This is a genomic window from Streptomyces abyssalis, assembly GCF_001751365.1.
GTDB lineage: Bacteria > Actinomycetota > Actinomycetes > Streptomycetales > Streptomycetaceae > Streptomyces > Streptomyces abyssalis.
On record NZ_LJGT01000040.1, the window covers coordinates 792186 to 804894 of the forward strand.

Consider the following 12709-nt stretch of genomic DNA (forward strand, 5'->3'; position numbering starts at 1 on the left):
CGCGTTCGGACGGCCTGTGGCGCTACGGCACGGGCTCGTCGGAGGTGTTCACCTCGACCGCGTCGCCGGCGAAGGCGAGGCAGGTGACGCGGCCGTCCGACTGCCAGCGGACCACGGCGGAGGCTGTGTCCGCGGAGAGGAGCCGGGCGGAACCGGACAGCGGGGGCGGGGCCGCCTCGGACGCCGCGGTCTCGTCTCCGGTCTCGGCCCCGGTCTCGGCCCCGGTCTCGTCGCCGGGGACCCTGCCGGCGGGTGTGAGCGGGAGTGCGGCGAGGGCGACGAAGAGGGTGGTGCCCTCCGCGTCGCCGCTCAGCGCGGGCACCAGGGCCCAGCGGGTGAAGGCGGTGCCCTGCGGTGCCCGCAGTGCGACCGGGGCGTGGTCGTCCCAGCCGTGCAGGCCGTGCAGGTCAGGCAGTGGCGGAGCGTCCGGCCGCGCGTCCGGTCCGGGCGTCGCCCAGCCGGTCAGCCGTACGCGGGCACCCGGGGGCGCGCCCAGCACGCGGTGCACGCGCAGTTCGAGCCCGCCCCGTACGTACGTGAGGCTCTGCACGCGCAGCCCCGGCACCATCGGGCCGCCGGCGGGGAAGACGGGGGTGTGCCAGGACGCGGCCCAGCCCCAGCCGCCGTCCGGGCAGGCCCCGGCGCCCATCGGGTGGATGCGTACGCGGGCGCTGCTCACCGGGGCGCCGTCCGGCCCGGCCACCTGGACGGAGAAGTGGTTGTCGGGCACGTTGCCGCTCGCCGTCGGGCCCGTACGGGTGGAGTACGCCAGCCGCGCGTACAGCGGGTCGGCGTTCCGTGCGCTCTCGCCCTCGTGCGGCGGCACGTGATCACTGCCGTGGTTGTGCAGCCGCACCCGGCCGTCACCGCTCGTCTGGATCAGCAGCCCCGCGGCGGGCAGCGCGACGGCACGCGCCGGGCCCTCGCTGGGAGCGGCCTCCTCGCGCGCCGTCCACAGCGGGTCGTCCTCCGGTACGAGCAGCGGAAGCAGGCCCTTGGACGCCCAGTACGGAGAGGCCGGGCCCGAGTAGTCCTGCAGCGTCGCCTCATGCGGACCGTGCCAGCCCAGCGTCAGCAGGCCGTCCCGGCTGAGCGCGCCGCGGTCGAGGAAATAGCGCAGTGACCCGCTCAGCAGCCGCCTGGAGACGCCCGGCGCGAGGGGCGTGTGACCCGTCAGCGCGCCGAGTGCCACGGCGGCGTTCGCGGCGAAGCGGTATGTGAGGGACCGGCCGAAGTGGAGGGGCGCGCCGTCGCCGTCGAAGAGCAGCCCGAAGCTCTCCAGGTGGGTGCGCAGCCGGGCGCCGAGACGCGCCGACTGCCCTGTGTCCCTGGCGAGATGGGCGTGCAGCAGCGGATACAGGTGCAGGGCCCAGCCGTTGTAGTGGTCGAAGGCGCGGCCGTCCCCGTCCGAGTACCAGCCCTCACCCCTGTACCAGCTCTCCAGCAGTTCCAGACCGCGGTCGAGTGCCCGTGCCGTCTCGGCGTCGCCGCGTCCGGCGGACTCCAGGAAACCCGCGACGGTCAGCGGGAAGAGATACCAGTTGTTGGGTGCCGGCACATGGCGCAGCGCGCCGCGCAGCCATTCCTCGGCACGGTCCCGAACGCCGGGGTCGAGCCGGTCCCACAGCCACGCACGTGTCAGCCGCAGTCCGAGCGCGACGGACGCCGACTCCACCATCGGCTGGCCGTACACGGTGTGGTCGAGGACCCGCGGCCACGACTCCGTGTCCTGTCTGCCGGGTGTGCGGGTGCCGGCGGCCAGCCCGTCCCCGTACCGCTGCAGCAGGCCGTGCGGGTCCGCGCCGTGCGCGCCGGCGACGCGGAACGCCGCGGCGAGGAACGTGCGTGCGTAGCCCTCCAGTCCGTCGGAGCGCACCCCGCTGCGGGAGGGCCGGCCCGGCAGGTCCAGCATTGCGCCACGGGGAGTGGCGTAGCGCCTTGCGGCGGTGAGCAGGCCGTCGGCCGTGGCCTCCCAGTGGCCGCGGGTCCAGCCGGTGAAGGGGCTCAACTCCCTGTCCTCGGCGGGGAGTCCGAAGGGGAACGCGGCGGTTGTGCGGGCTGCGGGTGTCACGCGAGGAACGCCAGCCTTTCGCGTCGTACGGGATGGGCGAAGCCCTCGCCGCCCGCCCAGCGGGCGACTTCGGAGACGGTCAGGTCCGCGAGCCGCCGCAGCTCGTTGCCGAGGGAGCCGGCGATGTGCGGCGTGATGAGGGCGTTCTCGCAGTCCCACAGCGGGTGTTCGCGCGGCAGCACCTCCGGCTCGGTGACGTCCAGTACGGCGCGGATGCGGCCCGCGAGCACGGCGGCGGTGAGGGCGTCCTGGTCGAGCACCGCGCCCCGCGAGGTGTTGACGAGGGTGGCGTCCTGCCGCATGGCGGCGATGAGTTCGCGGCCGACGAGTCCCCGCGTCGTGGGCAGCAGCGGCGCATGGACGCTCACGACGTCGCAGTCCGCGAAGAGTTCGGGCAACTCGACCAGGCGTACGCCGAGTCCGGCCGCCTCCCCGGCGGTGACGTACGGGTCGTGGAGCCGCACGTCCAGGTCGTACGGCCGCAGCAGTTCGATCACGCGGCGCCCGATCAGCGAGGCGCTGAGAATCCCCACGGTGCGCCGGTAGTTGCCCATGCCGGGGCGGTCGTGCAGCCAGTCGGTGCGGGCGCGTGCGGCGGCGTAGTCGCGTGCGGTCTCCAGCACGCGCTTTCCGCTGAGCAGGATCATCGCCACGGTGTACTCCGCGACCGGCAGGGCGTTGGCGGCGGCGGCCGAGGAGACCTCGATGCCGCGTTCCCAGCAGGCGTCGGTGATGTGTCCCCGCACGCTTCCCGCGGTGTGCGCGACAGCCCGCAGCCGGGGAGCGGAGGCCAGCACGTCCTCGTCGAGGGGCGGGCATCCCCAGCCGGTGATCAGCAGTTCGGTACCGGCCAGCGCCTGCCGTGCGACGTCGGTGCCGAGGTCGTGGAGCAGGGGGAGCGGGGAGGGCGCGGTGTGTTCGGCGAGCGTGGCGAGCACGCTGTCGTCGAGGAGGGCGGCGGCCGCGTCGGGGTCCATGGCGAGCGCCGCGAGGGGACGGCGGGCACCGCGGGGACGGGACATCGCTCTCCTTCGCCGGGCGGACGTCGGCCCGCGCGGCGCGACGGCCGACGGAGCTCGCGGGCCTGCGCGTAACGGGGACTGAGAAGCCTGCCCCGTGCGGGAACGGTGCGCCAGAGGGTCGTACGGAACGGGCGGCGCGGGAGACGTGGTCCGGGTCCGTGGCAGCCGCACAGGCGGCGGGCACGCCCCGGTGGAAACCGCTCTCACCAGCGGGTGGGCGGCGGAGCGGAGAGATGGTCCGCGAGGCGCGAGAGCCTGTCGCGGAACGTGGGGCGCCCTGAGCCCGCGGCCGGCAGCCCCGGAGCGCCGCTGGGGCCGACCGGCCCGTGGAAGCTCTCGCCCGCGGCCGCGCTCACCAGATGCTGGACCATCTCCAGATCGACCTCGGCCGCGTCGGCGCTGAGCACGTCGTGCGCGATGCCGTGCAGCTCGCGCAGTTCGTGCGGTTCGTGCAGCTGGTTCGGTCCGTACGGTTCGTGCGGAGGCTTCCCGTCGGCGCCGCCGTCCAGCGCCAGCACCGTCGCACCCGCACGGCGTGCGTCGTTCACACGTTCCAGCAGCTCCGGCCCGGGGTCGCCGGGTGTGACCACAAGGACGGTCTCCCTGCGGCCCGCTGCCTCGATACGGCCCAGGCCCGCCGAGAGATGCGCCGGTGCGGCGGGCGGCACGCGGTGGCGGACGAGCGTGGGCGACAGCTCGGGCTGCCCGGACCAGGCGGCCTCGTCGTCGAGGTGCGCCGCCAGATGCCACGGCTCGTACGACTCGGTGCCGACCAGCAGCAGCCCGCCCCGGTGCGGTGCGACGGACGTACGCAGCGATCCGGCGAACCGGCGTGCGGACTGCACCCATTCCGTGCCGGCAAGCGCTTCCCGCAGATGTGCGACTCGTACTGCATCCATTGCCCGGCATGATGCCTCAACTGCTCCGGCGCGACGGGCGTTTCGGCAGTGGTCACCCGTACGGATGTGACTGGGGGCACCGCCCGGGCCGGAGGCTCCGGGGGAGCGGGAGGTGTGGTGCGGTGCGCTGCGGGAGGCCCGTCCCGCAGGTGCCGTGCGGGGATGTTCATCTCCCGTTCCCTTGACGCTCTGTTGCCGTGTGCTTACTTTCAGGCATCGGTCAACTTCTTTCCCGAGCCCGGAAGTTGGGAGCCGCTCATGCCGTACGAGACGTCCGTGCCCTTCAGAGCGGGAAGCGAGGGCTACGCCAGTTTCCGCATCCCCGCGTGTGTCCTGGCGCCGGACGGCACGCTGCTCGCCTTCGCCGAGGGCAGGGTGGACTCCTCGGGCGACACCGGGCACATCGACATCGTCGCGCGCCGGTCCGCGGACGGCGGGCGGAGCTGGGGGGAGCTGCGCGTCGTCGCCTCGCACGGGACCGGCACGGCCGGCAATCCGTCGCCCGTCGTGATCCCGCCGGGCGAGGGGGAAGGGGAAGGTGACGCGGAGGAGCCGGAGGGCACCGGCGGCCGCATCGTCCTCGTCTTCGTCACCAATGCCGCGGACGCCACCGAGGACCGCATCCGCCGCGGCGAGGTCTCCGCGGGCGACGGCCGCCGCGTATGGGTGCAGCACAGCACGGACTCGGGCGAGAGCTGGTCCGGGCCGCGGGAGATCACCCCGTCCGCGAAGATGCCCGACTGGCGCTGGTACGCGACGACTCCGGGGCACGCCCTGCGGCTGACGCGCAGCCCGCACGAGGGCCGCCTCGTCGTCCCGGCGAACCACTCGCTGCCCCCGGAGGACGAAGGCGACGACGGAACCGAGGGCCGGTACAACGGCGGCCACGACCTGCTCAGTGACGACGGCGGCGAGACCTGGCGCATCGGCTACACCGACGACAACACCGACGGCGTCGTCAACGTCAACGAGACCACTGCGGCCGAACTGCCCGACGGCGTCGTCTACTTCAACACCCGCACCGAGGCGATCGCGCCCGAGCACCGGGCAGACGCGCGCTCCGAGGACGGCGGCGAGTCCCTGCTCGCCCCGTTCGAACCGCAGCCCGCGCTCACCGCGCCCGTGGTCGAGGCGAGCGTGCTGCAGCTGTACGAGCCGGACGTGCTGGTCTTCTCCGCGCCCGGCGACCCCGAGGAGCGGAGGCGGATGACGCTGCGGGCGAGCTTCGACGGCGGCACGGACTGGTGGACAGTGCACACCGTGGACGACCGCCCGGCGGCCTACTCGGATCTCGTCCGGGTCGATGACGGGACCCTGGGCCTGTTGTACGAGACAGGGGACGAAAACCCGTACGAGACCGTGACGTTCAGACGGGTCCCGGTCGCGGAGCTGGCCTCGGTGCCGGAGGCGCCCCAGGTGCCCTGATCACGAGCGTCGCCCGCGGCGATCCGCGGTCTGCCGCAGGCCGGCGCCGGCCACGACGAGGGCACCCTCCCGGCACGTCCATCGGCGGCACCTCTGGGTCCCCTCGCCTGCGCCTGCGTTCCGCCGGCTGAACGACCCGTCAGCATGGGCCGATGAGACACCGAGGACCGGAGCCGGGGCCGTCAGCTCCTGTCGCCTGCTGTGTCTGACGACCACGGAGGTACAGCGTGAGCAAGGCCAGGCGGGCCGCGGGCAGCGGCTTCGGAGAGTTGTTCCGGACGAAGTCCATCGAGCAGTCGATTCAGGACACGGAGGAGCCGGACCGCAAGCTCAAGAGGTCGTTGTCCGCACTCGACCTGACGGTCTTCGGCATCGGAGTGGTCATCGGCACCGGCATCTTCGTGCTCACCGGTGCGGTGGCCAAGGACACCGCGGGCCCCTCGGTCGCGATCGCCTTCGCGGTGTCCGGAGCGGTCTGCGCTCTGGCTGCCCTGTGCTACGCCGAGTTCGCCTCGACGGTGCCGGTCGCGGGGTCGGCGTACACCTTCTCGTACGCCTCGTTGGGTGAGTTCCCCGCCTGGATCATCGGCTGGGACCTGATGCTGGAGATGGCGCTGGCGACCGCGGTGGTGTCCGTCGGCTGGTCCGGCTACGTGCGGTCCCTGATGGACACCGCGGGCTGGGACCTCCCCACCTTCCTGCAGGGGTCGGCTGCCAGTGACGGGTTCGGCTTCGATCTGCTGGCGGCCGTGCTGGTTCTGGCGCTGACGGCGATCCTGCTGCTCGGCATGAAGCTCTCCGCGCGGGTGACGGCGCTCGTGGTCGCGATCAAGGTGACGGTGGTACTGATCGTCATCGTCGCCGGAGCCTTCCTCATCGACGCGGGCAACTACAGCCCGTTCGTCCCCGAAGCCAAGGGAAACCTCGGAGGCTCCGGCTTCGACGCCCCGCTGATCCAGCTGATCTTCGGCTACGCCCCGACGAACTTCGGTGTCCAGGGCATCTTCACGGCGGCGTCGGTGGTCTTCTTCGCCTTCATCGGCTTCGACATCGTGGCCACCGCCGCCGAGGAGACCAGGAATCCGCAGCGCGACATGCCGCGCGGAATCCTCGGCTCGCTGTTCATCTGCACCGTGCTGTACGTCGCCGTCGCGATCGTGGTGACCGGTATGCAGAACTACACGAGGCTGACGGTGGACGCGCCGCTCGCCGACGCCTTCAAGGCCACCGGGCATCCCTGGTTCGCAGGAGTCATCAGCTTCGGCGCCGCGATCGGCCTCACGACGGTATGCATGATCCTGCTTCTCGGTCAGACCCGCGTGTTCTTCGCGATGAGCCGTGACGGGCTGCTGCCCCGGTTCTTCTCCAAGGTGCATCCGCGCTTCGCCACCCCGTACCGCTCGACCCTCCTGCTGGGTCTCGTCGTGGCCGTCCTGGCGGGATTCACGAGCATCGAGGAGCTGGCCAGTCTCGTGAACATCGGGACCCTCTTCGCCTTCGCTCTCGTCGCCCTGGCCGTCATCATCCTGCGCCGCACCCGTCCCGACCTGCCCCGCTCCTTCCGCGCTCCCTGGGTGCCGCTGCTGCCGGCCGCCTCGATCGCCGCCTCCACGTGGCTGATGCTGAACCTCTCCGCCGAGACGTGGCTGCGGTTCGCAGTGTGGATGGCTGCAGGCGTGGTGCTCTATTTCTCCTACGGGCGTGCGCGCAGCAGGATGCACACCGACGCGCGCCGGTGATCACCCCGCCGCGGCCACGTCAAGCATGAAAGCGGTGCTGACTGCTTTGGAGGCGCGAGCCGCAGGGGCAGTCGGACCGTCCCCGCCCGTCCCCGCCCCCGCGCCCGTCCTGCTCGTACGTGATCACCTTCACGGCTGTGAGTAAGGCGCCGCAGGGATGGTGGGTGGCAGGATCCTGCGTATGACTTCTGCATCCTCGTCCGCGTCCTCTTCTCCCGCGCCCAGGAAGGACCCCTGGGACCTTCCCGACGTCTCGGGCCTCACCGTCGGCGTGCTCGGGGGCACCGGCGACCAGGGCCGGGGGCTGGCCTACCGGCTGGCCAGGGCCGGCCAGCGGGTCGTCATCGGGTCGCGTGCCGCAGAGCGCGCACAGCAGGCGGCCGGTGAGATCGGCCTGGGCGTCGAGGGAGCGGAGAACGCGGAGTGCGCGCGCCGTTCGGACGTGGTGATCGTCGCGGTGCCGTGGGACGGGCACGCCAGGACCCTCGAGTCGCTCCGCGAGGAGCTGCGCGGCAAGCTCGTCGTCGACTGCGTCAATCCGCTCGGCTTCGACAAGAAGGGCGCGTACGCGATCCGGCCGGAGGAGGGCAGCGCCGCACAGCAGGCTGAGGCGCTCCTGCCGGACTCCCGGGTGACCGCCGCCTTCCACCATCTCTCCGCGGTGCTGCTCGCGGACGCGGACGTCGAGAAGATCGACACCGATGTGATGGTGCTCGGCGAGGACCGGGAGGACTGCCTGGTCGTGCAGGCGCTCGCGGGGCGTGTTCCCGGTATGCGGGGTGTGTTCGCCGGACGACTGCGCAACGCGCACCAGGTCGAGTCCCTCGTCGCCAACCTGGTCTCGGTCAACCGGCGTTACAAGGTGCACGCGGGCATCAGGCTCACCGACGTGTGAGCGGGGGCGGCGTACGGCCGCCCCACCGGCCCTACGTGACCGGGCGCGGCCGCACGGCTCGTGAGCGGCCGGTGGGGCTGAAGCCGGGGACTGCTGCGGACCGCCGCGGACCCGTGGGGGCGCATGGGGGAGAATGGCGGGGGTGCGGCGCACCGCCGCGCCTCACCGGCGCCGCCCGTACGGCACCGGCGAACCGCACGTACGCCGCCGGCACGCCCCGCTGGTACGCCGCTGGCGTACGGCTCGTATACAGCCCGCACACCCACACGTTCCGACTGGAGCCGCCCGCATGTCCGCCCCCGACGCCTCCCTCCGCTCGTCCCGGGGCATCGCCCGCTACGCCACCGCCCTGTGCGCGCTCGCCGCGATCGCGGCGGTCGTCGCGTTCGTCAACGGCAGCTGGCTCGGCATCGTATGGGTGCTGCTCGGGGGCCTCGCCTCCAACATGGCCTGGTACTACGGGCGCAGGGCCCGCTCTGGGGTCTCCTCGCCGAAGGCCGGGGAAGCCGCCGCTCAGCCGGGGCACAGGGCGGCCTCGGCGGAGTGACGCACCGGACCACGCGGTAGAAGCCGGGGGTGCGTGCGCACGGGGGTGCGTGCGCACGCGTCCTGCAGGGTCCTGCTGCGGCGCGCCATGGCGCCCTACGGCTGCGGGGTGACCGCGACTTCGGGCTCGCCCTGCCAGAAGCGGAAGTAGTCGTAGCCGTAACCCACATCCAGATCCGTGACGTCGAGCACACCCATGACGTTCCCGATCGCCTCCCAGAAGACGCCGTTGACACCCGGGATCCACAGGAAGCCGAAGACCACCAGCAGCCCGAACGGGGCGAAGGGCTCCGCCTGCCGCCGTGCCGCGGGCGAGAGCCACGGCTCCAGTACGCCGTAGCCGTCCAGCCCGGGAACCGGCAGCAGGTTGAGGATGGCCGCCGTCACCTGGAGCATCGCCAGGAACGCCAGCGCGTGCCGGAACGCGAACGGCACGTCCCCCATGGCGTCCAGCCAGAACGGGGCCGTGAGGACCGCCGCGAACAGGGCGTTCGTCGCCGGTCCCGCCGCGGAGATGAGGCTGTGCTTCCAGCGGCCCGGGATACGGCCGCGCTCGATGTAGACCGCGCCGCCAGGCAGTCCGATGCCGCCGAGTACGACGAAGACGACCGGGAGCACGATGCTCAGCATGGCGTGCGTGTACTTGAGCGGGTTGAGCGTGAGATAGCCCTTCGCGGCGACGGACGTGTCGCCGCTGCGCAGAGCCGTACGGGCGTGCGCGTACTCGTGCAGGCACAGCGAGACGACCCAGCCCGAGACCACGAAGAAGAAAACCGCGACGCCCGTCACGTCGGCGAGGCCGGACCAGACCGCCCACCCGGAGACGGCCATGATCGCGGCGAGCGCGAGGAACACGGGGCTGATGCGGTGATGATCGGGGTGGGTGGAGGCGCTGGTCATGGGGTCAGACCGTACCCGCAGGGTGAACGGATCGGCCAACGGTCCTGCCTCGAAGGGGATTTCGTCCCGGCCGCTGCCATGGGGCGGGGCGGAACCGGGCCGTTCCCGCCCTGAGGCGGGGCCGGCCGGCCCGCGTCGAAGAACCGTGCCGGAGCGGACCGGACCGGGCCGGGCTGGTCCGTGCCGTCCGTGCCGTCCGGTGCGATCACGCACCGGACGGCCGCTCGAAGGCCCGCTCCCGAGGGCTTCCGGGGCTTGCTCCCGAAGCCACACCTCGCCACGCGCGCGTGGCTGCGCCCGTGCCCCGTCAGGCGAAGCTGTGCCGCTCCTCGGGGAAGTCGCCCGCGATCACGTCCTGTGCGAACGCCCTGGCCGCGTCGCCGAGGGTCTCGCGCAGCTGTGCGTACTGCTTGACGAAGCTCGGCACGCGGCCCGCCGTCATGCCCGCCATGTCCGTCCACACCAGCACCTGGGCGTCGGTGTCCGCCCCGGCGCCGATGCCGATGGTCGGCACGTGCAGCGACCGCGTGACCTCCGCGGCCAGCTCCGCGGGAACGGCTTCCAGCACCACCGCGAACGCCCCCGCGTCCTGCACGGACTTGGCGTCCCGCAGCAGCTGCTGCGCGGCCTCCTCGCCGCGGCCCTGCACGCGGTAGCCCATCGCGTGCACGGACTGCGGGGTGAGGCCGACGTGGGCCATCACCGGGATGCCGGACTGCACCATCAGCTCGATCTGGTGCGCCGAACGCTCACCGCCCTCCAGCTTCACCGCGCCGGCTCCCGCCTCCTTGACGAGCCGGGTGGCGCTGCGCAGCGCCTGTACGGGCCCTTCCTGGTACGTGCCGAAGGGGAGGTCCGCGACGATCAGGGCCCGCCGGGAGCCCCGTACGACCGCGGCGGTGAGCATGGTCATCTCGTCCAGGGTGACCGGGACCGTGGTCTCGTAGCCGAGGTGGCAGTTGCCCATGGAGTCGCCGACGAGCATGACCGGGATGCCCGCCTCGTCGAAGACGGAAGCGGTCATGGCGTCGTAGGCGGTGAGCATCGGCCAGCGCTCACCCCGTTCCTTCGCGGAGCCCAGGTCGCGGACGGTGACGCGGCGGTTGCGCACGCCGCCGTAGAGAGCTGCGGGCTGCTTCTTGGACGGCCCTCCAGGGACACGGTCCTGTTTCTGCGCATCAGACATGGCTGAACGCTCCTGTGTGTTCGTCGTCTCGAGGCGCCCTGACGGCGTCCCCGGATACGTCCCCTATGGCTCCGCCTTGGGGAGACCCCTGCCTATGGCTTCGCCTTGGGGAGACCCCTCCCTATGGCTTCGCCTGGGGAGACCCTTCCATGCTGGCACGGGGCGGGGGTCTGAGGAAGGGACGTCGGGATACCCGAGCAGGGATACCCGAGCAGAGATCCCCGAGTATTCGATACGAGACGGGGCCGTATCGGAATGGGTTAGGCTCTGCCGCATGAGTTCCTCCGTTCCCGAGAACGTGCACCGCCGGCGCTGGGTGATCCTCGGCGTTCTCATGCTCAGCCTGCTGATCGTCGTGCTCGACAACTCGATCCTGAACGTGGCGATGAGGACCATCGCCCAGCCCGCGCCGACGGGACTGGGCGCGAGCCAGAGCGAGTTGGAGTGGGCGATCAACTCCTACACGCTCGTCTTCGCCGGACTCCTCTTCACCGCGGGCCTGCTGGGCGACCGGTTCGGCCGCAAGCGGGTGCTCCTGTTCGGTCTCGTGGTCTTCGGGCTCGGCTCCGTCTTCGCCGCCCTGGCCACCACACCGGGCCAACTCGTCGCGTTCCGCGCCGTGATGGGCTTCGGCGGCGCCTTCGTCATGCCGTCCACACTGGCGATCCTCGTGAACGTCTTCGAGCGGGACGAGCAGCCCAAGGCGATCGGTCTCTGGGCGGGCGGCGTCGGACTCGGCATAGCCATCGGCCCGGTGACCGGCGGTGTGCTGCTCGAACACTTCTGGTGGGGCTCGGTCTTCCTGGTCAACGTGCCGGTCGTCCTGGTCGCTCTCGCCGCGATGCTGCTGGCCGTGCCCGACTCCCGCGACCCGGATCCCGGCCGGCTGGACCCGGTCGGCGTGCTGCTGTCCGTCGCCGGCCTCGTGCTGCTCGTCTACGGGATCATCACCGGGGGCAGGCTCGCCGACTTCACCGACCCCGAGGTGCTGCTCACCGCGGGCGGGGGAGTGGTGGTCCTCGCCGCCTTCGTGCTCCACGAGCGCCGCAGCGACCATCCGGCCATCGACGTCGGTTACTTCAAGAACCCGGCCTTCTCCGCGGCCGTCGCCGCCATCGCGCTCGTCTTCTTCGCGCTGATGGGCGTGACCTTCTTCGCCGTCTTCTACATGCAGAGCGTGCGGGGTTTCTCGGCGCTGGAGGCGGGGCTGCTGATGATGCCGCTCGCCGCCGCGCAGCTGATCTTCGCGCCGCGTGCGCGGCTGGTCGTCGACCGGTTCGGCGCCAAGGCCGTCTGTACGGGCGGGATGCTGCTGGTGGCGGCGGGGATGGCGGCGTTCCTGCTCTTCGGCCGTACGACGCCGATCTGGGCACTGGAGGTGGTCTTCTTCCTGCAGGGCGCGGCGATGGCGCACATCATGCCGCCCGCCACCGTCTCGATCATGCAGTCCCTGCCGCGTGAGAAGGCGGGCTCCGGATCGGCCGTCAACAACACCTTCCGGCAGGTCGGCGGGGCCATGGGCGTCGCCGTCCTCGGGTCGCTGCTCTCCGCCCGCTACCGCGAGGGCATCGAAGACCGGCTGGAGCGGCTGCCCCTGCCCGAGGGCGTACGGCACGCCGCCGGGGAGTCGATCGAGGGGACCCTGGCGGTGGCGGCCCGACTGGGCCCCGCGGGCCGGGAGTTGGTGGATCCGGCAAAGAACGCCTTCATCGAAGCCATGCACGTCACCGTGGTCGGCTCGGCGGCTGTCGCACTGCTGGGGGCGCTGGTGGTGGCCGTATGGCTGCCGGGCAGACAGCCGGGCGCGGACGGGGACGCCGCGGGTCCGCCGGAGCAGGACATCACGAAACCACCGGTGGGCGCCGGTCGTTGACCGGAGGCGGTAGCCGGGACCGGGCCGGACGCTCCGTGCCTGAATCGGCCGGCACGCGCGGGCAGTTGAGCACCATCCGTGCCCCCGGGCCCCGGTGCTCCGGCCTCCGTCCGCGGCCCCGGCGACCGCACCGCAGCGCACCTGCCCGCCCGG

At 72.2% G+C, this 12709-nt stretch carries 10 protein-coding genes; 5 read left to right on the forward strand and 5 right to left on the reverse strand.

Annotation, left to right across the window (positions count from 1 at the left end; translation table 11 throughout):
• Positions 1–22: 22 nt before the first annotated feature.
• From AN215_RS18360 to AN215_RS18370, 3 genes are all read right to left on the reverse strand, one after another.
• Positions 23–2071, reverse strand: a complete 2049-nt coding sequence (locus AN215_RS18360; protein WP_079123170.1) for a DUF2264 domain-containing protein — start codon at positions 2069–2071, stop codon at positions 23–25.
• Positions 2068–3093, reverse strand: a complete 1026-nt coding sequence (locus AN215_RS18365) for a hydroxyacid dehydrogenase (RefSeq protein WP_070011800.1) — start codon at positions 3091–3093, stop codon at positions 2068–2070. Before AN215_RS18365 ends, AN215_RS18360 begins: the two co-directional genes overlap by 4 nt.
• A 203-nt stretch (positions 3094–3296) precedes the next feature.
• Positions 3297–3992 carry a hypothetical protein gene (locus AN215_RS18370; RefSeq protein WP_070011801.1) on the reverse strand — a complete coding sequence of 232 codons (696 nt, stop codon included), beginning with the start codon at positions 3990–3992 and terminating at the stop codon, positions 3297–3299.
• 258 nt (positions 3993–4250) lie between these two features.
• On the opposite strand from AN215_RS18370, the gene AN215_RS18375 reads away from it, so the two are divergent.
• The 4 genes from AN215_RS18375 (at position 4251) to AN215_RS18390 (ending at position 8598) form a co-directional block, all read left to right on the forward strand.
• Positions 4251–5417, forward strand: coding sequence for a sialidase family protein (locus tag AN215_RS18375; RefSeq protein WP_070011802.1), 1167 nt, complete (start codon positions 4251–4253; stop codon positions 5415–5417).
• Positions 5418–5644: 227 nt separating this feature from the next.
• Entirely contained in the window at positions 5645–7156 is a 1512-nt protein-coding gene (locus AN215_RS18380) for an amino acid permease (RefSeq protein ID WP_070011803.1), read from the forward strand.
• Positions 7157–7337: 181 nt separating this feature from the next.
• On the forward strand, positions 7338–8051 hold the full coding sequence (gene npdG / locus AN215_RS18385; protein ID WP_070011804.1) for an NADPH-dependent F420 reductase: 714 nt from the start codon (positions 7338–7340) through the stop codon (positions 8049–8051).
• Between the two features lie 289 nt (positions 8052–8340).
• On the forward strand, positions 8341–8598 hold the full coding sequence (locus AN215_RS18390) for a hypothetical protein (RefSeq protein WP_070011805.1): 258 nt from the start codon (positions 8341–8343) through the stop codon (positions 8596–8598).
• Positions 8599–8693: 95 nt separating this feature from the next.
• On the opposite strand, the gene AN215_RS18395 is transcribed toward AN215_RS18390, so the two are convergent.
• Together AN215_RS18395 and panB are read right to left on the reverse strand one after the other, a co-directional pair.
• On the reverse strand, positions 8694–9497 hold the full coding sequence (locus tag AN215_RS18395; protein ID WP_070012087.1) for a site-2 protease family protein: 804 nt from the start codon (positions 9495–9497) through the stop codon (positions 8694–8696).
• 307 nt (positions 9498–9804) lie between these two features.
• Positions 9805–10683 (reverse strand): 3-methyl-2-oxobutanoate hydroxymethyltransferase, encoded by an 879-nt coding sequence (panB, locus tag AN215_RS18400; protein ID WP_070011806.1) that lies wholly within the window; start codon positions 10681–10683, stop codon positions 9805–9807.
• Positions 10684–10957: 274 nt separating this feature from the next.
• On the opposite strand from panB, the gene AN215_RS18405 reads away from it, so the two are divergent.
• Positions 10958–12556 carry an MFS transporter gene (locus AN215_RS18405; protein ID WP_070011807.1) on the forward strand — a complete coding sequence of 533 codons (1599 nt, stop codon included), beginning with the start codon at positions 10958–10960 and terminating at the stop codon, positions 12554–12556.
• The last annotated feature ends 153 nt before the right edge of the window (positions 12557–12709 follow it).

Coding starts and splice junctions, on each gene's coding strand:
- AN215_RS18365 (WP_070011800.1), bottom strand. CDS start 3,093: ATGTCCCGTCCCCGCGGTGCCCGCCGTCCCCTCGCGGCGCTCGCCATG.
- AN215_RS18370 (WP_070011801.1), bottom strand. CDS start 3,992: ATGGATGCAGTACGAGTCGCACATCTGCGGGAAGCGCTTGCCGGCACG.
- AN215_RS18405 (WP_070011807.1), top strand. CDS start 10,958: ATGAGTTCCTCCGTTCCCGAGAACGTGCACCGCCGGCGCTGGGTGATC.
- AN215_RS18375 (WP_070011802.1), top strand. CDS start 4,251: ATGCCGTACGAGACGTCCGTGCCCTTCAGAGCGGGAAGCGAGGGCTAC.
- npdG (WP_070011804.1), top strand. CDS start 7,338: ATGACTTCTGCATCCTCGTCCGCGTCCTCTTCTCCCGCGCCCAGGAAG.
- AN215_RS18395 (WP_070012087.1), bottom strand. CDS start 9,497: ATGACCAGCGCCTCCACCCACCCCGATCATCACCGCATCAGCCCCGTG.
- AN215_RS18390 (WP_070011805.1), top strand. CDS start 8,341: ATGTCCGCCCCCGACGCCTCCCTCCGCTCGTCCCGGGGCATCGCCCGC.
- panB (WP_070011806.1), bottom strand. CDS start 10,683: ATGTCTGATGCGCAGAAACAGGACCGTGTCCCTGGAGGGCCGTCCAAG.